At 63.0% G+C, this 17,829-nt stretch carries 17 protein-coding genes; 5 read left to right on the forward strand and 12 right to left on the reverse strand.

Annotated elements, in window-relative coordinates; all coding sequences use genetic code 11:
• The first annotated feature begins 2 nt into the window (after nt 1-2).
• Entirely contained in the window at nt 3-1,799 is a 1,797-nt protein-coding gene (locus BM186_RS11495) for an ATP-binding protein (RefSeq protein WP_074915392.1), read from the forward strand.
• Between the two features lie 92 nt (nt 1,800-1,891).
• On the opposite strand, the gene BM186_RS11500 is transcribed toward BM186_RS11495, so the two are convergent.
• The 6 genes from BM186_RS11500 to BM186_RS11525 all read right to left on the reverse strand — a co-directional run bounded on the left by BM186_RS11500 (nt 1,892) and on the right by BM186_RS11525 (nt 8,676).
• Nucleotides 1,892-2,077 (reverse strand): PA3371 family protein, encoded by a 186-nt coding sequence (locus tag BM186_RS11500; protein ID WP_074915393.1) that lies wholly within the window; start codon nt 2,075-2,077, stop codon nt 1,892-1,894.
• An 18-nt stretch (nt 2,078-2,095) separates the two neighbouring features.
• On the reverse strand, nt 2,096-2,407 hold the full coding sequence (locus BM186_RS11505) for a hypothetical protein (RefSeq protein ID WP_074915395.1): 312 nt from the start codon (nt 2,405-2,407) through the stop codon (nt 2,096-2,098).
• A gap of 176 nt (nt 2,408-2,583) precedes the next feature.
• Entirely contained in the window at nt 2,584-3,771 is a 1,188-nt protein-coding gene (locus BM186_RS11510) for a hybrid sensor histidine kinase/response regulator (protein WP_074915397.1), read from the reverse strand.
• Nucleotides 3,765-4,376 carry a chemotaxis protein CheB gene (locus tag BM186_RS11515; protein WP_072423663.1) on the reverse strand — a complete coding sequence of 204 codons (612 nt, stop codon included), beginning with the start codon at nt 4,374-4,376 and terminating at the stop codon, nt 3,765-3,767. The genes BM186_RS11510 and BM186_RS11515 overlap by 7 nt, the downstream gene beginning before the upstream one ends.
• Complete coding sequence (locus BM186_RS11520; RefSeq protein WP_072423664.1) at nt 4,373-5,182, reverse strand: CheR family methyltransferase; 810 nt, start codon at nt 5,180-5,182, stop codon at nt 4,373-4,375. Before BM186_RS11520 ends, BM186_RS11515 begins: the two co-directional genes overlap by 4 nt.
• A complete protein-coding gene (locus tag BM186_RS11525) occupies nt 5,182-8,676 on the reverse strand; it encodes a response regulator (protein WP_074915399.1) in 3,495 nt (1,164 codons plus the stop codon). Before BM186_RS11525 ends, BM186_RS11520 begins: the two co-directional genes overlap by 1 nt.
• Nucleotides 8,677-8,807: 131 nt before the next feature.
• On the opposite strand from BM186_RS11525, the gene BM186_RS11530 reads away from it, so the two are divergent.
• The 3 genes from BM186_RS11530 to BM186_RS11540 all read left to right on the forward strand — a co-directional run bounded on the left by BM186_RS11530 (nt 8,808) and on the right by BM186_RS11540 (nt 10,454).
• Nucleotides 8,808-9,200: a response regulator gene (locus tag BM186_RS11530; protein WP_017676429.1), complete on the forward strand. Its 393-nt coding sequence runs from the start codon at nt 8,808-8,810 to the stop codon at nt 9,198-9,200.
• 50 nt (nt 9,201-9,250) lie between these two features.
• Nucleotides 9,251-9,916, forward strand: a complete 666-nt coding sequence (locus BM186_RS11535) for a DUF3313 domain-containing protein (protein WP_074915401.1) — start codon at nt 9,251-9,253, stop codon at nt 9,914-9,916.
• 133 nt (nt 9,917-10,049) lie between these two features.
• On the forward strand, nt 10,050-10,454 hold the full coding sequence (locus BM186_RS11540; RefSeq protein ID WP_074915403.1) for a DUF1330 domain-containing protein: 405 nt from the start codon (nt 10,050-10,052) through the stop codon (nt 10,452-10,454).
• A gap of 3 nt (nt 10,455-10,457) precedes the next feature.
• Here the strand turns inward: BM186_RS11540 and BM186_RS11545 are convergent, their stop codons facing one another.
• Together BM186_RS11545 and BM186_RS11550 are read right to left on the reverse strand one after the other, a co-directional pair.
• Nucleotides 10,458-11,240 (reverse strand): N-acetylmuramoyl-L-alanine amidase, encoded by a 783-nt coding sequence (locus tag BM186_RS11545; protein WP_074915405.1) that lies wholly within the window; start codon nt 11,238-11,240, stop codon nt 10,458-10,460.
• The gene (locus BM186_RS11550) at nt 11,237-11,827 is read right to left on the reverse strand and encodes a MarC family protein (protein WP_017676425.1); all 591 of its coding nucleotides are present in this window, start codon (nt 11,825-11,827) and stop codon (nt 11,237-11,239) included. The genes BM186_RS11545 and BM186_RS11550 overlap by 4 nt, the downstream gene beginning before the upstream one ends.
• A gap of 230 nt (nt 11,828-12,057) precedes the next feature.
• Here BM186_RS11550 and BM186_RS11555 point away from each other — a divergent pair, with 230 nt between their 5' ends.
• Nucleotides 12,058-13,581, forward strand: a complete 1,524-nt coding sequence (locus tag BM186_RS11555; protein ID WP_074915407.1) for a nucleobase:cation symporter-2 family protein — start codon at nt 12,058-12,060, stop codon at nt 13,579-13,581.
• Nucleotides 13,582-13,643: 62 nt separating this feature from the next.
• Here the strand turns inward: BM186_RS11555 and BM186_RS11560 are convergent, their stop codons facing one another.
• The 4 genes from BM186_RS11560 to BM186_RS11575 form a co-directional block, all read right to left on the reverse strand.
• Nucleotides 13,644-15,497, reverse strand: a complete 1,854-nt coding sequence (locus BM186_RS11560) for a GGDEF domain-containing protein (protein ID WP_074915409.1) — start codon at nt 15,495-15,497, stop codon at nt 13,644-13,646.
• Between the two features lie 5 nt (nt 15,498-15,502).
• On the reverse strand, nt 15,503-16,375 hold the full coding sequence (locus tag BM186_RS11565; RefSeq protein WP_072423673.1) for an endonuclease/exonuclease/phosphatase family protein: 873 nt from the start codon (nt 16,373-16,375) through the stop codon (nt 15,503-15,505).
• Between the two features lie 19 nt (nt 16,376-16,394).
• Nucleotides 16,395-17,021, reverse strand: a complete 627-nt coding sequence (locus BM186_RS11570; RefSeq protein WP_021487556.1) for a thiol:disulfide interchange protein DsbA/DsbL — start codon at nt 17,019-17,021, stop codon at nt 16,395-16,397.
• Nucleotides 17,022-17,188: 167 nt separating this feature from the next.
• Nucleotides 17,189-17,794 (reverse strand): c-type cytochrome, encoded by a 606-nt coding sequence (locus BM186_RS11575; protein WP_021487555.1) that lies wholly within the window; start codon nt 17,792-17,794, stop codon nt 17,189-17,191.
• Nucleotides 17,795-17,829 lie beyond the last annotated feature (35 nt).

The raw sequence follows: 17,829 nt of genomic DNA on the forward strand, positions 1-17,829 counted from the left end.
CCATGAAGCTGTCGATGAAGCTTCGCACGCGACTGTTCCTTAGCATCTCCGCGCTGATCACCGTTGCACTGCTGGGCCTGCTGCTCGGCCTGTTCAGCGTCACACAGATGGCGCGCAGCCAGAGCGACCTGATCCAGCGCGGCTTCGACGCCGTACAGATCGGCCAGAAGCTGCGCCAGCACCTGGGCGACGAACTGATCGTGCTGATCGCTCAACAGCCCGATGCGCAGCGCCTCGAAGCCATCCGCCAGTCGTTCCGCGCTACCTTCGACGAAGGCCTGAGGGCCAACCTCGGCAAAGACTACGCCAGCGGACTGGAGCGAGCGGCAGCGCTTTACGACGAGATGGAACAGGCTGCCAGTAGTGCGATGCCGGACGGCCAGACACCCCATAACCTGGGTGCTCACAAACCCTTCACCGAGGCCTTCCAGCGCCTGCGCAACCATCTGCTGGAACAGCAGGATCAGGTCGTCGACTGGGTCATCTCGGCCGAAAGCAAAGCGGGCGAGCGCTCTCAACTGATCGCCGGGCTGCTGGTGCTCATCGGCCTCGCGGTACTGGCGATCGGGGTACTCACTGCCCACGGCATCGCCCGCCGCTTCGGCGCCCCCATCGACATGCTGGCACGAGCCGCCGACCAGATCGGCCAGGGCAAATACGACGTGGTGCTACCGGTATCGCCGGTTCTCGAACTGGCCGTGCTGAGCCGCCGCTTCGGCCTCATGACCGAGGCGCTGCGCGAATACCATTCGAGCAACCTCAACCAGTTGCTCAGCAGCGAGGGCCGACTGAAGGCGGTGCTCGACAGCATCGATGATGGCCTGGTCATTCTCGACACCCAGGGCAGCATCGAACACGCCAATCCGGTGGCGCTGCGCCAACTGTCCTGGCCGGCCGAGATCGTGGGCCAGCCCATCGGCCCGCTGTTGCCCGAGCATGCGGTGGACGAAGCACTGCGCCGGGTGCTGGCAGGCGAACTGCTGCAGGAGCCGCCGGCCGACCTGCAGATCGACCGCGACGGCGAGACCAGGCTGCTGGCCTGGGCCCTGACTCCGGTGCAGGTACGCGAGGGCGGTAGCGCGGGGGCAGTGATGGTACTGCGTGACGTCACCAAGCAACGTGCCTTCGACCGGGTGCGCAGCGAGTTCATCCTGCGCGCCTCCCATGAACTGCGCACGCCGATCACCGGTATTCATATGGCTTTCAGCCTGCTGCGCGAACGTCTCTCACTGCCGCCAGGCGGACGCGAGCAGGAACTGATACGCACCGTCGACGAGGAGATGCATCGACTGGTGCAGTTGATCGACGACCTGCTCAACTTCTCGCGCTACCAGAATGGTGTGCAAACCCTGCAGCGCCGCCCCTGCGACCTCGGCGAAATGATCCAGCAGCTGTCTCACCGTTTTACCGAGAGAGCCGCAGAACGTGAGGTGACGGTGCTTTGCGAAGTCCACGAGCCCCTGCCGCAGCTTGAGCTCGATGCCGCGCAGCTGCAGCGACTGCTCGATAACCTCACCGACAACGCCCTGCGCTACAGCAACCCGGGTGACAAGATACGACTACAGGCGCGCCGCCATGGCGAACAGGTGATCGTCAGCGTGCAGGACGAAGGCGAAGGGATCCCCTTCGAACAACAGGCGCGGATCTTCGAACCCTTCGTTCAGGTCGGCAGACGCAAGGGTGGCGTCGGCCTCGGCCTGGCGCTGGCAAGGGAGATCGTGCAGTTGCACGGCGGCCAGCTGAGGGTTCATTCGCGCCCCGGCGAAGGCGCCAACTTCTATTTCAGCTTGCCGGTCTGAGGTAGACGACCGCGGTACCGGCCTATTCACACGCAATAAAAAACGCCACGATCTTCGTGGCGTTTTCTTGTTTCCTTGGCGCGGGACCAGCCTCAGCGCAGCACGGGGTCGAACTTGATCCGGCGCCCGGCCATCAACGCGACCAGAAAGCCCGCACCAAAGACGACGCTACCACCCTTGAGCAGCAGGGCGATACCCTCGTCCAGAGCGGGGCTCAGCCACAACACCGCCAGGCTCGACAGGCTCATGATCAACAACAGGACGGCACTTCTGGACATGGCAGGACTCCTTGTCGGTCAGAACACCCAGCGCGGGGTGCTATTGGCAGGGCGTGGCTCACGGTTGGCGGTATCGGTGTCGCCCTCGTTGGAAATGCGCAGCCACTGCGCATCATCACCGATGGCACCGACAGCGCGGGTGGGCTGAGTACGCAGTTCGGCGGAGCCTTCCTGCTGTGCAGCGGCACGCGATTGCCACACCGGCGAGTTGGAAAGGGTGAACTCGGCCGTTTTCGCAACGGCTCCAGCCGAACCACTGAAATCTTTGGCGTAAGCCCCGTTGACCAGCAGTGCAGCTACGCAAAACAGGCTCACTCGGACGATGTTCATGACGCTTCTCCATCAGCAGGTCAGTCGGGGGGCTTACATGACTGATTCTGCAGCGCTCATGCCAACATCAATCCCTCCAAAATATCCTTATAAATCAATTACTTAAAAACAAAATCAACACCTTCTCCCATGCACTTTGCAAGATGCATGAATTACAACACGTGCAATTTGCACGATCAGCTGCGTAGTGGCAGCAGGATGCTGAAACAGGAGCCTTCGCCGAGACGACTGCTGAGCTCGATGCGACCGTCATGAGCCTGGACGATCTGCTCGCTGATGAACAAGCCGAGCCCAAGCCCCTGCGCGACGCTGGTTCCGGAGACGCGTTCGAACTGCTCGAATACCCGCCGCTGATCGGCCTCGGAGATACCCAGGCCCTGGTCCCGCACCTCGGCGCGGGCCATATCGCCCACCACCCGTACACGCACCGACACGGGTTTACCATCACCGTAGCGCAGGGCGTTGGTCAGCAGGTTGGCCAACACCTGCTCGATGCGGAACTCGTCCATCATCACCGGTGCCGGACCCTCGACGTGCAAATCGATATGGCTGCCAGTATGGGTGAACTGCGCGGCCAGGCTCTCTACCACGTTGCCAGCCAGCACGCCGAGATCGCCGGGTTCTGGACGCACGGAAAGCTTGCCGGTGCGAATGCGCGAAACATCCAGCATGTCGTCGATCAACCGGCTCAGGCTGCGGATCTGCCGCTCGTCGCGGCTGACCATCTCCTGCAGCTTGTCGGGGGTGAAGGCATCCATGCGCCCCTGCTCCAGGCGCAGCCGGCGCAGTTGCACGTCGAGGATCAGACCGTTGAGTGGCGTGCGCAACTCGTGCGAGGCGATAGACATGAACACGTCGCGCATCTGCACCGCTTTCTGCAATTCACCCTGAGTCTCGCGCAACTCGGCGAGCAGTGCCTCCTGCTCACGACGCGCCGCCTCGACCACCTCCAGCTGCATGCTCAACGCCTTGCGATGGCGGTACAGCTCGACGAACATCGCCACCTTGCTGCGCACCTCGAAGGGCGACAGCGGCTTGTGCAGGAAGTCCACCGCGCCGCTCTCGTAGCCGCGGAAGGCGTAATCCATGTCGCGGCCGACCGCGCTGACGAAGATGATCGGGATATGCTTGGTCTTCTCCGTGCCGCGCATCATCTCGGCCAGTTCGAAGCCGTTCATGCCCGGCATCTTGACGTCGAGAATGGCCAGGGCGAACTCGTGCTCGAGCAGCAGCGACAGCGCCTCATCGGCGCTGCTGGCCTGGAACACGGTGCGATCCTCGCTCTGGATCAACGAACGCAACGCCAGCAGGTTTTCCGGCAGGTCGTCGACGATCAATACCTTGGCTTCAATCTTCCTCAGCATGGCAGGGCATCCAGTTCGGCCAGCAGCAGGCGCATGGCATTGATAGACAGGAGAAAATCCGGTTTCAGCAGGGCCAGCGCGGCATTCGGCATGGTGGGCACCTGCGCATCGGCAGGCTCCTGCACCAGCGTCAGGCCACCAGCCTGTTTGATCGCCAGCAGGCCGGCCGCGCCATCCTCGTTGGCGCCAGTGAGCAGCGCGGCAGCCAGCTGCTCGCCATAGGCGTCGGCAGCGGACTCGAAAAGAATATCGATCGATGGCCGGGAGAAATGCCGCGGCTCCTCACGACTGAGGGAGAAGCTACGATCAGTTTCGATGGACAGGTGGTAACCGGCGGGTGCCACGTAGACCACGCCCCCACTGAGGTACTCCTTGTCCTCGGCTTCCTTGGCGGGCAGCTTCAGGCGGCGCTGCAGCAGATCGGCCAGCAGACTGTCGCTGCGATCCGGCTGATGCAGCAGGCAGACCACCGGCAGCCGGTAGTCCGGCGGCAGGTCTTCGAGCAGGCTCAACAGCGCCTCGACACCACCGGCCGAGGCACCGATCAGCAGGGCCTGCAGCGGCGCATGCACCTGGCCGCGGAGGTTGATCCATTGGTTGCTCATCGCTTGCGGAAAATCCGCTCGGGCCGTGACACCGCTTCGAACTGCCGGGCATAGGCGGAGAAATCCAGGCTCTCCTTGCTGCCCAGACCGAGAAAACCGCGGTGGCAAAGGGAGTCGTGGAACAGGCCCAGCGCACGGTCCTGCAGGTCGCGGTTGAAATAGATCAGTACGTTGCGGCACGACACCAGATGGGTTTCGGCGAACACGCTGTCGGTGGCCAGGCTGTGATCGGCGAAGGTCACGTTGGCGCGCAACGACTTGTCGAACAGCACCCGATCATAGGCCGCCGAGTAGTAGTCGGAGAACGCCCGCTTGCCGCCGGACAGCTGGTAGTTCTGGGTGTAAGTGCGCAGGTTGTCGAGGGCGAAGATGCCCTGCTCGGCCTTCTCCAGCGAGTGCGGATTGATGTCGGTGGCGTAGATCATGGTGCGTTCCAGCAGGCCTTCCTCGTGCAGCAGAATAGCCAAGGAATACACCTCCTCGCCCGTGCTGCAGCCAGCCACCCAGACCTTCAGCGAGGGATAGGTGTGCAGCAGCGGCACCACCTGCTCGCGCAGGGCGAGGAAGTATTCGGGGTCGCGGAACATCTCGCTGACCGGGATGGTGAGGTACTGCAGCAGCTGCATGAACGCCTGTGGCTCGTGCAGGATACGCGCCTGCAACGCCGAGATGGTCGGGCAATCCAGCTGGACCTGCGCCTGGCGAACACGGCGCTTGAGCGAGGCTTTCGAGTAGTCACGAAAGTCGTAGCTGTAGCGCAGATAGATCGCCTCGATCAGCAGGCGCAGCTCGATTTCGTCAGGCATCAAAGACGCTCCAGCTTGGGCATCCACACGCGGATCAGGGAGAACAAACGATCCAGGTCGATGGGTTTGGCCAGGTAATCGTTGGCACCGACTTCGCGGCAACGCTCCTGGTCATCCTTCATCGCCTTGGCCGTTACCGCAATGATCGGCAGGTTCTTCCAGCGCTCTTCCAGACGAATCTGCCGGGTGGCTTCGTAGCCGTCCATCTCCGGCATCATCACGTCCATCAACACCAGGTCGATGTCTTCACGCTCGCGCAACTTGTCCAGTGCTTCGAAACCGTTGCGCGCGACTTCGACCGTGGCGCCCTTCTGCTCCAGCGCGCTGGACAGGGCGAAGATGTTGCGCACGTCATCGTCGACCAGCAGCAGGCGCCGGCCCTCGAACAGCTTGTCGCGGCTGCGCGCGGTCTTGAGCATGCGCTGGTGCTCGCTGGATAGCTCGGCCTCGACCTTGTGCAGGAACAGGGTGACCTCGTCCAGCAGACGTTCCGGCGAACGCGCGCCCTTGATGATGATCGAGCGCGAGTACTTGAGCAGCTCGGCTTCCTCGTCGCGGGTCAGGTTACGCCCGGTGTAGACGATCACCGGCGGGAAGGAGCAAATGTCCTCCTCGGCCATGCGCCGCAGCAGCTCGTTGCCCTGCATGTCGGGCAGCTTGAGGTCGATGATCATGCAGTCAAACACCGTGTCGCGTAGCTTCTCCAGCGCATCGCCAGCCAGTGCGACGGCGGTGATCTCGATGTCTTCGTCGCTGATCAGGCGGGCAACGCTGTCGCGTTGCAGCGGGTCGTCTTCGACCAGCAGTACGCGCTTGACCTGCTGATTGAGCTTGGCCTCGAGCCTGCCGAAGACTTCCTTGAGCTGATCGCGACTGGTGGGTTTGAGCGCATAGCCAACCGCCCCCAGGTGCAGCGCGGCCTCGCTCTGATCCTCCACCGAGACCACATGCACCGGGATGTGACGGGTCTGCGGGTCGTCCTTCAGCCGTTGCAGCACACCAAGGCCTGAGCCGTCGGGCAGGCGCATGTCGAGCAGGATGGCATCCGGGCGGTACTGCCGCGCCAGCTCCAGGCCTTCATCGGCGCAGGTAGCCACCAGACAGGCGTAGCCCAGCTCGTGAGCCAGATCGAAGAGGATACGGGCAAAGCGCACTTCGTCCTCGACCACCAGCACGCGGCGGCCGCCACGCTCGTCGAGGTGCTCGCGGTCATCGGCGAATGGCGCTGGCGCTCGCGGCATCGCCGGGGCGGCAGCGGCAGCGGCGACCGGCAGTGGCGGCTCAGCCACCGCCCGAGGCGCGGCAATCGGCTGGCTCGGAGCAGCGCCCTCGACCAGGCGCTCAGGCAGCAGCAGGGTGAAGGTGCTGCCCTCGCCCGGTACGCTGCTGACCGTGATCGAGCCGCCGAGCAACCCGGCCAGGTCACGCGAGATGGACAGCCCCAGGCCGGTACCGCCATAACGGCGATTGGTGGTGCCATCGGCCTGGCGGAAGGCCTCGAAGATCGCCTGCTGCTGGTCCGCAGCGATGCCAATACCGGTATCGCGCACGGCGAAGGCCAGGTACTGGTCATCCTGCCGCGACACGCTGAGGGTCACGCCGCCGCGGTCAGTGAACTTGAAGGCGTTGGACAACAGGTTGCGCAGGATCTGCTCGGCGCGCTGGCGGTCAGTGAACAGCACCTGCGGCAGCTCGCCCTGCTGTTCGATCTCGAAACTCAGGCTGCGCTCGCCCGCCAGCGGTACGAACACATCACGCAAGCCTTCGAGCAGGCTTGCCAGCGGCGTGCGCTCGGGGCGTATCTCGAGCTTGCCAGCCTCGACCTTGGCGATGTCGAGAATGTCGTTGATCAGGTTGAGCAGATCGTTGCCGGCCGAGTAGATCGACTCGGCGAACTTGACCTGTTCGTCATTGAGATTGCCGTTGCCGTTTTCCGCCAGCAGCTTGGCCAGGATCAGCGAGCTGTTGAGCGGCGTGCGCAGCTCGTGGCTCATGTTGGCAAGGAACTCGGATTTGTAGCGGCTGGCGCGCTGCAGCTCCTCGGCACGCTCTTCCAGCTGCGCCTGAATACGGCCGAGGGTGGTGTTGCGCTGATCCAGCTCGTCGCGCTGGTCGGCCAGTGTCTGCGCCTGCTCGGAGAGCTTCTCGTTGGTCTGCTCCAGTTCGGCCTGCTGGGTTTCCAGGTGCGCCTGAGACTCCTTGAGCACGCGCGCCTGCTGCTCCAGCTCCTCGTTGGCGGCACGCAGCTCTTCCTGCTGGGTCTGCAATTCCTCGTTGAGCTGCTGGGTCTGGCCGAGCACCTCTTGCAGGCGCTGGCGATAGCGCGCCGCTTCAAGTGCCATCCCAACATTGCTGGCGATTGCCTCGAGGAACTCGCGCTCACGCGGCTCCAGTACACGCATGAAGGCCAATTCGACCACACCGTTGACGCGATCTTCGGACTGCAGCGGCACCAGGGCAACGCTCACTGGCTGGCCTTCGCCGAGACTCGAAGCGACCTTGATGTAATCCGCCGGCAGATCATCGAGGCAGACCAGACGACGGCCGCGAGCAGCCTGTCCGATCAGGCCCTCACCGCGGTAGAAATGCTCCTTGAGGCTGGCGTCCTCGCTGAAGCCATAGCCCGCAACCCGCGTGAGGTCGCCAGTATGGGCATCGCGCAGATACAGGGCGGCGACCACGCAATTGAGATACTCAGCGAGAAACTCAAGGGAGCGGTCGGCCAATTCCTGCACCTGAGGCTGGCCGAGTAGACGCTCGGCCAGCAGGGTCTGGCCACCGCCCAGCCAGGCACGGCGACGCTGCTCATCGGCGTAATCGGACTGCTTGGCCATCGCCTGTGAATAGGTTTGCGAAAGGTTCATCAGCTCACGGCGACCGAACAGTGCCAACAGGGCACTGAACAGGATGCTGACCACCAGATAGATGCCGGCCCCCCAGAGCGTGGTGCTGCTCACCTCGGCATTGCGCTGCTGACGCAGTTCACGCTCGCTGTTGATGAAGGTATCCAGCTCGCGGCGCATGCCATCGGTGAGATTCTTGCCACGGCCACGTCCGACCTCTGCCATAAAGTTGCCGCCATCGCGGCGGCTGCCAATCACTTCCTGAGCATAGAGATCCCACTGCTCCTGCAACGCCAGCAGGCGTTCAAGCCGCTGCACCTGTGGTGGGTTGTCGCCGACCATGCCGATGATCTGCTCGGTCAGCGGACGATACTTGCCGCGTGCTTGCTCGTAGGGCGCGAGGTAGTCTTCCTCACCGCTGAGCAGGAAGCCGCGCATGCCGGTCTCCAGGTCCAGCGTCAGCTTGTACACCTCGCTGGCCCGGTTGAGCACCTGGTCGGTGTGCTCGACCCAGCGGATCACGTTGAGCAGGTAGCCGATCAACAGCGCGAAGAACAGCGCGCCGACCAGCCCCAGGCCGAGCGGCAGTCCGACATTACGGTTGAGAATCCGGCGAAACCCTTTTTCGTCCATTGCGGACTCATTCGACATTGGGACGTCCATTCGATGATTGTCTCGCTCGTTCTTATCTGTCCGGGGAAGGCGTATGGCACACTGACCGTGCACCGACTCCGAAGTTTGCCAAACATTCGCGCATTCTGCGCGCTGAAACAGAGAACCCCATGACCGAAATCGACTGCGCCAGTACCAAGACCATCCTGCTGGTCGAGGATGACGATGTCGTACGCCAACTCACCGCTGAAGTCCTCGGGGAGTTCGGCTATCGCGTCCTTGCCCTGCGCGACGGGCACAGCGCCCTGGAGCGGCTGCGCAGCGAGCAGCACTTCGATCTGCTGATGAGCGACATCGGCCTGCCCGGGATGGACGGACGCGAATTGGTGGAAGCCGCGCGCCAGTTGCGACCGACCCTGCCGGTGCTGTTCGCCAGCGGCTATTACGAACGCGAACTGCTCGAAGAGGTGCGCGCCCGCGACAGCGCGGCAGCCACCGAGAGCATCGTAAAGCCCTATGACTTCAAGCTTCTTGCTCAACGATTGAGCGAACTGGCGGGCTGACGAAGCGGCATCTAGGCTGATTGCAGGTCCCTGGACAGGAGAGTCCGCCGATGCGTTACGCCAACCCGCTTTGCCTGGCTCTACTCACTGCGCTGCTGCTCAGCGGCTGCGCCAGCCAGACCACCAAACCCACAGAGTTCTCCGGCTACCTCGCCGACTACTCCCAGCTCCAGCCAGCCACTTCAGCTACCGGCGCACCGGTACTGCGCTGGATTTCGCCGCAGTTCAGGAACGAGCGCTACACGGCGGTGTATGTGGAGAAGCCGACCTTCTATCCAGAACCAGTTCCCAGCGATCAGGTCAGCGCGCAAACGCTGGAAAGTGTCCGTGATTATCTGCATCAGGCATTGATCCGTGAGTTGCAGGGGCGCATGACGGTGGTCAACGAACCGACCATGGACAGCCTGGTGTTGCGTAGCGCGATCACTGGCGTGACGGTTTCCACCGAAGGGCTCAAGGCCTATGAGGTGATTCCTGTCGCCCTGGTGCTGGCGGCGGCAACCACAGCAGCAGGCACCCGTGACCGCGACAGCGCCATCTTCATCGAACTGGAGGGCCTCGATGCCCGCACCAGCGAACCGGTGCTGCGCGTGGTGCGCAAGGGGCACGGCCTGGCGCTGGAGAACAGCAGCACGCAACTGACCCTGGAAGATCTCAAACCGGTGCTGGATGTCTGGGCGCGTGATGCGCGTGATTTCCAACCTGGCCCGCGCTGATCGGCCTGCCGGTACAGCAACCGTAGCGCAGCACCATGCTGAGCAGATGATCGGCTATCAGGCGGATCGATAGCACTTGCTGCACTCGGCTTCAGGCGAGAGGCTCAGGGAAAACGCCAGCCGAGGAACGTATATGCCGAGCATCAACCCTGCCCGCGAGGATCTGCTGGCGTTCGCCGAGCGCATGCCCAGTGATACACCGATTCTGATGCTCAATCTGCTGCGCTTCAACAGCCAGGCTGCGTACGGTGCAGACAGTCCCCATGCGCCCTGCAGCGGGCGTGAAGCCTATGCGCGCTACAGCCGCACCGCGCTGAGCAAGGTTCGTGGGGTGGGCGGTGAGGTGCAGGTGATGGCAGACGTCCACCTGGCGCTGATCGCACCGAAGGAAGAGCAGTGGGATCTGCTTCTGCTGGTGCGTTATCCCTCGTCAGCAGCCTTTTTGAGCATGCTCGCGGACCCCGAATACCAGGCCGCCACCGTTCATCGCAGCGCAGCGCTGGCCGACTCTCGGCTGATCGGCACCACGCCTAGCTGAGCTCTATCCAGCCGCCTGCAGATTGAGCACCAGTAACCGCGCTGCAGTTTCGGCGTCCGGCTGGCCGTCGTAGTTGGCCGGGCGATACTTCATCTGGAAGGCGGCAATGACGTTGCGCGTCGCCTCATCCAGCTCACCGTGCTGCGGCACCGTGTAGCCATTTTGCGCCAACTGCTCCTGGAACCACTGCACGCTGGGCAGGCTGGTGCTGAACAGCGCCTGTTGGCGCGCCACGGCGTCCTCGTTCGGCCAGGGCACCAGGCCCTCGTCGGCCAGACGCTTCCAGGGAAACAATGGGCCCGGATCGACCTTGCGCTGCGGCGCCACATCGCTGTGCGCGATGATCGAGCCCAGCGCTAGCTGGTGACGCTTGACGATGTCCTTGAGCAGCACGATCAGGGTATCGATCTGCTGCGGCGCGAAAGGTTGCCAGTAGCGCCCCGCCGGCGTCTGGTAGTACCCCTGGTTGACCAGCTCGATGCCGATGGTCGAAGCGTTGAGCCAGGTTCGCCCCTGCCACTCGCTGACGCCGACGTGCCAGGCGCGGCGGTTCTCGTCAACCAGGCGGTAGACGGTCGGCGGTGCATCACCGATCAGGTAGTGGCTGCTCACCTCGGTCTGCGTCAGCAGATCGAGCGAGCGTTGCAGGTCAGCAGAGGTGTAGTGCAACACGACGTATTGCACCCGGCTGTTCTGGCCGGTCGCGGTGTGACTGTCATCGATACGTAGACCACCGGTGCAACCGGCGAGCAGAACAAGGACGAGGGCAAGGCAAAGAGACTTCATGCGTGACCGAATACGCTCTGCAGGTTGTCCAGCAGCATGTCGACGCTGAGCATGATCAACAGCATGCCCATCAATCGTTCTACTGCCATCAACCCGCGATTACCGAGAAAACGCTGCAGGAACGAAGCCTGCAACAGAATGAATGCCGTCGCCGCCCAGGCCAGGATGACCGCCAAGTAGAGCTCCCAGAGCGGCCCGGTGTGGGTATTGCGCAGAGTCATCAGCACCGCAAGCGCTGAAGGTCCGGCAACCGCTGGCGTGGCCAACGGCACCAGCATCGGCTCGCCATCCGGCACGTCGCCGAGCAGGCCCTGCGGGCTGGGGAAAATCAGGCGCATGGCGATGACGAACAGGATGATACCGCCGGCAATCGCGGTTGCCTCGCGTGACAGCCCGAGGCTGGTGAGGAATTTGTCACCAAAGGTGAGAAACAGCAGCAACAGGCCAAGGGCGAACAGCAGTTCGCGCGCGGCGATCCACAATCGTCTGCGCGGCTCGACGTTCTTCAGCGCGGCAATGTAGATGGCGATATTGCCGAAAGGGTCGGTGACCAAAAAGATCAGCACGGCGATGCTGAAGATGTCCATGGGCGTCTCCGGTGGCTAGTGCGCATAGTCTAGGGCCTGAGGGGGTCGCCTCGCGAGTCGGGACCACGGTCAGATTCGGGCATCTTCAGCGCGCGTGGAAATTTTATGACCAGTAGCGCCGCAATGGTTCCAGGAAACAACACTCGAAAAAATGTATACAAAGTAGTAGCCAATGTGACAACAAAATGTCTACATTGACCGTACAAGAACAACAGCGAGTAGCTTGCCCCATGACCTCCACCTCTCAGCGCCCCGAGGACGAGAACCTCGGTATCGGCTCCAATCTCCTCTATGGCCTGCAACACGTGCTGACCATGTATGGCGGCATCGTCGCGGTGCCCTTGATCGTTGGTCAGGCGGCCGGCCTGTCGCCTGCGGACATCGGCCTGTTGATCGCCGCCTCATTGTTCGTCGGCGGCGCGGCCACCCTGCTGCAGACCCTGGGTCTGCCCTTCTTCGGCTGCCAGTTGCCGCTGGTGCAAGGCGTTTCCTTCGCCAGCGTCGCCACCATCGTGGCGATAGTCGGCGCCAACGGCGGTGAAGGCGGGCTGCCGGTGGTATTCGGCGCTGTGATAGGCGCAGCGGCGATCGGGCTGCTGATCACGCCGATCTTTTCCAAGATCACCAAGTTCTTCCCACCGCTGGTGACCGGCATCGTCATCACCACCATCGGCCTGACGCTGATGCCTGTAGCCGCGCGCTGGGCCATGGGCGGCAACAGCAGTGCAGCTGACTTCGGCAGCATGGCCAACATCGGCCTGGCCGCCTTCACCCTGACCACCGTGCTGCTGCTGAGCAAGGTCGGCAGCGCCACCATCTCGCGCCTGTCGATCCTGCTGGCCATGGTCATTGGCACTCTAGTAGCGGTGGCATTCGGCATGGCCGATTTTTCCAAGGTCAGCGAAGGGCCGGTGCTGGCCTTCCCGGCACCGCTACATTTCGGTATGCCGGTGTTCGAGGTGGCAGCGATCATCTCGATGCTGATCGTGGTGATGGTGATCCTGGTGGAAACCTCGGCCGACATCCTCGCCGTCGGCGACATCATCGACACCAAGGTCGACTCCAGACGCCTCGGCAACGGTTTGCGCGCGGACATGATCGCCAGTGTCGTTGCGCCGCTATTCGGCTCCTTCACCCAGAGCGCCTTCGCCCAGAACGTCGGCCTGGTTGCCGTTACCGGCGTGAAGAGCCGCTACGTGGTCGCCACCGGCGGGCTGATTCTGGTCACCCTCGGCTTGCTACCGATCATGGGCCGAGTGATCGCCGCGGTGCCGACCTCGGTGCTTGGTGGTGCCGGCATCGTGCTGTTCGGCACCGTCGCCGCCAGCGGTATCCGCACCCTGGCCAAGGTCGACTACCGCAACAACATGAACCTGGTGATCGTCGCTACCTCCATCGGCTTCGGCATGATCCCCATCGCCATGCCCAGCTTCTACCATCACTTCCCGGCCTGGTTCGAAACCATCTTCCACTCCGGCATCAGCTCGGCGGCGATCATGGCGATCCTGCTCAACCTGCTGTTCAACCACTTCACAGCCGGCAACTCGGATCAGCAGTCGGTGTTCGTCGCCGGCACCGAGCGCAGCCTGCGCTACCGCGACATCGCCGCCCTGCACGATGGCGACCACTTCATCGGCGGCAAGCTGTATGACGCTCAGGGCAATGAGGTGCCGTTGCAGGACGAGGACGATCACGCACCACGGGCACGAACCGCTGGAGCAACCAGCAGGGACCCGGCCGAGGCAACATCCTAGAAGGAGTGAGTGGTTCGTACGGGAGCCGCGGCGCCTGCCGCTGCGGCTCGACGTAGACGGGATCAGGCAGCCTGCTCGACTCGGTTACGCCCCGCGCCCTTGGCGCGATATAGCGCCTGGTCGGCACGTTCGAAGGTGACCTCGGTCGCCTCGCCATTGCGAAACTCGGCGATACCGGCGGAGAAGGTGATGGTCACCGGCTCACCCTTGAAGTGGAACGGGCAGGCCTCGATTGCAGCGCGCAGGGTTTCCAGAAGCTGGACACCGCCTTCCAACGGCGTTGCAGGAATCAGCAGAACGAACTCCTCGCCACCAAAACGGGCGATGAAGTCGGTCTTGCGCAAACGCTTGCTGAGCTCCCCGGCGATGATCTTCAGCACTCGATCACCTGCCAGGTGGCCGTAGCCGTCGTTGATCCGCTTGAAGTGATCGACATCCAGCACCGCCAACAACAGCTGGCCGCCATAGCGTTGGCGACGAGCGACTTCCAGGTCGAGACGCTCGCTCCAGGCGGCACGGTTGGGCAGCCCAGTCAGGGGGTCCAGCAAGGACTTCTGTCGCTGCTCCTCGATATGCTCGCGAAATTGCTGCGCTTCCTGCTCCATCTCGGCGACACGCTTGACCAGGCCCTGTAGCCGCTCAGCCACGTCATCGCTACCACTGTCGCGTTGACGCTGATGACTGCTGACACTTTGCAAGAGCCCTTCCAGACGCTGTTCCAGAGCCTGCTTGAGCGATTCCAGATCGGCAGCTTCCTGCACGCTGTTCTGCAGATCGCTGACCTGATCCCGCAGCTGCTGGTTGAAACTGCGCGCATTCTCCACTGAAGCGCTATAGCCCTCGTGCGCCTCGCTGAGGGTTTCGATGAAGGCAGCCAGGCGCTCGTTGAGTTGCTTGAGATAGCCGGCGAACTCACGCTGGCCGCTATCGGTGACGGCCAGCACCAGCACGGCCAGGTCGTCCAGCACCGGCACCAGCTCGTACCAGTTGAGATTGCCCTCCAGTCGCAAACGCAGCGCTTCGCCTTGCGGCAGATGGCGCGCCGGCAGTTCGAGCTCGTCGAGCAGATTACGCAGACTGCTGGCGATATGCGGCGCCACCGCGCTGTACCCGGGTTCGCTGCTAGGCAACGAGAACGGGCTGTCGCCGGCTTGCTCCTGCCGTACCAGACCCGGCGGCAGCGGCAGGCTGTCGAGCATAGGCGAGACATCTTGGACCTGGTGCCGGGCCGGCACGCTGGCCACGTTGGAGACACTGGGAGGTGGCTCGTTCGCCACCGCTACGGCCGTTGGCGTTGGCGTTGGCGTTGGCGTCAACTCTGCTGCGGGCTCCTCGGCAACGCCAGTGGCCTCGGTGACAATGCCCGGCACCTGCGCATTGCTTTCGCTGGTCTCGCCGCGCGAACCGAACAGGCGCTGGAGAAGGCCCGGTTGCTCCTGCACCGGCGCCTGCAGAACGGTCAGCGCCTGCCCCTGCAGGTTGCTCAGCTGGCTGAGCAGCGCCGGCAGCAGATACTGATGAGTGGTGGCGTCCTCTAGCTGTTTGCCCAGCGATTTGAGCGCCTTGCGCACCTCACGGGGCGGCTGCAGACGCTGCAGTTGCTCGATCAGGGCGGCCAGTGCGGCCGCCGCCTCGCCAGCGCGCTGCTGACGGCGCTGCTCGGAATCCAGCACGGCCTTTTCCAGACGCGGAATGAGGCCGCCCAATGCCGAGTCCATATCATCGCGACGAAGGATTTCGCGCATTTCCTGCATGCATTGATCGACCGCCTTGTCCGCGCCCTCGGCGGCCAGGCTGCTGCGCACCAGACCACGGCGCAGCAGATCCAGGCGCGACTCCCAACGGCGGTCGAGCTTTTCCTGCTGCTCCAGGCTACTCAGGTATTTGTCTTTCCAGCGTTGCGCGTCATCGCTCATACGGCTTACTCGGGAGATGGCGTGTTCAGCATAGGCATCTGCGCAGCATTCTGTGCTTCCGGCAGGCGGATTTCCACGGCCACGGGAAGGTGATCGGAAATCGGCTGACTGAGCACATCGACACGCCCCAGTTCGAGCTCGGAACTGAGCAGGATATGATCGAGACAGCGCTGCGGTCGCCAGCTGGGGAAGGTTGCCTCGACCTGCGGCGCGATCAGGCCGAGGTCACGCAGCGGGGAGTTTTCCAGCAGATCGACAGCATGGGTGTTCATGTCACCCATCAGCACCAGGTGGCGAAACTCACTGACGCGCTCACGAATGTAAGCCAGTTGCCGCGTACGGGTGCGCGCTCCCAGCGCCAGATGCATCATCACCACACCCAGCGCGTGCTCGCCTTCACCGAGACGCAGGAAAATCGCACCACGCCCGGGCGGACCGGGGAGCGGATGATCTTCCAGCAGGGTCGGCCGCAAGCGGCTGAGCACTCCATTGCTGTGCTGGGCGAAGCGCCCGAGATTGCGATTGAGCTGTTGGTACCAGAAGGGAAAGGCGCCCTGCTGGGCCAGGTACTCGACCTGATTGATGTAGCCCGAGCGCAGGCTGCCGCCATCGACCTCCTGCAACGCCACCAGATCGAAGTCGGCGAGCAGATCACCGATGCGCTGCAGGTTGCCGGCACGCCCGGCATGGGGCAACAGGTGCTGCCAGCTGCGGGTCAGGTAGTGATGATAACGCTGGGTATTGATGCCGACCTGGACATTGAAACTGAGCAGACGCAACAGGCCGTCGGCTGGCCAGTCGCTCTCGGGCGAGCAGTGCGGGTTGATCTGTGGATCGCACAGACCAACCGCACGTGTCTTTCGCCAGCGGCGCAGCATGCTTCGCGCCTGCGGCCGCTTAGAGCGCCTCGCGCTCCTTGGCGATCAGATGGTCAGCGACCTGCAGGGTCTGCTGCGGGCCACCGGCCGAGCCCAGATCGAAGCGATACTTGCCACCGACAACCATCACTGGCACGCCAGTGATCTGGTAAGCCATGGCCAGTTTCTTGGCCTTTTCCATCTGGCCTTTGACGGCGAAAGAATTGAAGGTCTTGAGGAAGGCATCGCGATCAACGCCCTGGGTGGCGACGAAGTCGGCGAACTCTTCAGCCGAGGCCAGCTTCTTCTTCTCCTGGTGGATGGCGGTGAACACGGCGTCATGCACCTTGTGCTCGACCTTCATGCTTTCCAAGGTGATGAACGCCTGGCCATGCACGTTCCAGATGCCACCGAACAATGCCGGCACGCGCACGAAATTGACGTCTTCCGGCAGCTTCTCGACCCAGGGGTTGAGGGTCGCTTCGAACTGATAGCAGTGCGGGCAGCCGTACCAGAACAACTCCACCACTTCGACCTTGCCAGGCTTGGACACCGGCACCGGGCTCTTCAGCTCGACATACTGCTGGCCGGCTACCGGTTCGGCATGGGCAGCAAGGCCGAACAGGCTGCTGATCGCCAGAGCGGCGCCAAAAATCAGGTTACGCATGGGGGTACTCCTCGACTGGATAAGCGTCGCCCTAGTGGCGATTCGAGACTATGACTCGCTACCGTTGGGCCGGTTCCGCCCATTGTAGCCATGGCGCACATGAAAAAGGGTGGCCGTGGCCACCCTTTGTCTTACCAACTGCAACAGTGGTCGCTTAACAAAACTTCTTAGTGCAGACCCTGGATGAAGCTGGATACCGCTTCGATATCCTTGTTGCTCAGCTTGGCAGCGATGGCACGCATGATCATCGCGTCACCATCGTTGGTGCGGTCACCCTCGCGGAAGTCGGTCAGCTGCTTGGCCACGTACTGAGCGTGTTGACCACCCAGGTGCGGGAAGCCAGCGGCGGCCAGACCAGCGCCATCAGGCGAGTGGCAACCAGTGCAGGCCGGCATGCCTTCTTCCAGCTTGCCGCCGCGGAACAACGCTTCACCACGCTCGACCAGCTTGGGATCGGCAGCACCAACGCTCATCTTCTGGCTGGCGAAGTAAGCGGCGATGTCAGCCATGTCCTGATCGCTGAGGTTATCCAGCATGCCGGTCATCTCGACCACCGGACGGGCACCGGACTTGATGTCGTGCAGCTGCTTGAGCAAGTAACGCTCGCCCTGACCGGCCAGCTTGGGGAAGTTTGGCGCAGGGCTGTTGCCATCGGCGCCATGGCAGGCACCACACACAGCAACTTTGCCCTGACCGGCTTCGGCATCGCCAGCAGCCTGTGCCACGCCAGTGAGGCCCAGGGTCAACAGCAGACTCACGAGTACTTTGTTCATCAGCTAATCCAATTACGGCTAAGAGAGAAAGGGTT

The organism is Ectopseudomonas toyotomiensis, from assembly GCF_900115695.1.
In the GTDB taxonomy this organism is placed as follows: Bacteria; Pseudomonadota; Gammaproteobacteria; order Pseudomonadales; family Pseudomonadaceae; genus Aquipseudomonas; species Aquipseudomonas toyotomiensis.

Coding starts and splice junctions, on each gene's coding strand:
- BM186_RS11535 (WP_074915401.1), top strand. CDS start 9,251: ATGCGTTACGCCAACCCGCTTTGCCTGGCTCTACTCACTGCGCTGCTG.
- BM186_RS11525 (WP_074915399.1), bottom strand. CDS start 8,676: ATGTCGAATGAGTCCGCAATGGACGAAAAAGGGTTTCGCCGGATTCTC.
- BM186_RS11545 (WP_074915405.1), bottom strand. CDS start 11,240: ATGAAGTCTCTTTGCCTTGCCCTCGTCCTTGTTCTGCTCGCCGGTTGC.
- BM186_RS11515 (WP_072423663.1), bottom strand. CDS start 4,376: ATGAGCAACCAATGGATCAACCTCCGCGGCCAGGTGCATGCGCCGCTG.
- BM186_RS11510 (WP_074915397.1), bottom strand. CDS start 3,771: ATGCTGAGGAAGATTGAAGCCAAGGTATTGATCGTCGACGACCTGCCG.
- BM186_RS11565 (WP_072423673.1), bottom strand. CDS start 16,375: ATGCTGCGCCGCTGGCGAAAGACACGTGCGGTTGGTCTGTGCGATCCA.
- BM186_RS11495 (WP_074915392.1), top strand. CDS start 3: ATGAAGCTGTCGATGAAGCTTCGCACGCGACTGTTCCTTAGCATCTCC.
- BM186_RS11555 (WP_074915407.1), top strand. CDS start 12,058: ATGACCTCCACCTCTCAGCGCCCCGAGGACGAGAACCTCGGTATCGGC.
- BM186_RS11550 (WP_017676425.1), bottom strand. CDS start 11,827: ATGGACATCTTCAGCATCGCCGTGCTGATCTTTTTGGTCACCGACCCT.
- BM186_RS11505 (WP_074915395.1), bottom strand. CDS start 2,407: ATGAACATCGTCCGAGTGAGCCTGTTTTGCGTAGCTGCACTGCTGGTC.
- BM186_RS11530 (WP_017676429.1), top strand. CDS start 8,808: ATGACCGAAATCGACTGCGCCAGTACCAAGACCATCCTGCTGGTCGAG.
- BM186_RS11570 (WP_021487556.1), bottom strand. CDS start 17,021: ATGCGTAACCTGATTTTTGGCGCCGCTCTGGCGATCAGCAGCCTGTTC.
- BM186_RS11560 (WP_074915409.1), bottom strand. CDS start 15,497: ATGAGCGATGACGCGCAACGCTGGAAAGACAAATACCTGAGTAGCCTG.
- BM186_RS11500 (WP_074915393.1), bottom strand. CDS start 2,077: ATGTCCAGAAGTGCCGTCCTGTTGTTGATCATGAGCCTGTCGAGCCTG.
- BM186_RS11520 (WP_072423664.1), bottom strand. CDS start 5,182: ATGCCTGACGAAATCGAGCTGCGCCTGCTGATCGAGGCGATCTATCTG.
- BM186_RS11575 (WP_021487555.1), bottom strand. CDS start 17,794: ATGAACAAAGTACTCGTGAGTCTGCTGTTGACCCTGGGCCTCACTGGC.
- BM186_RS11540 (WP_074915403.1), top strand. CDS start 10,050: ATGCCGAGCATCAACCCTGCCCGCGAGGATCTGCTGGCGTTCGCCGAG.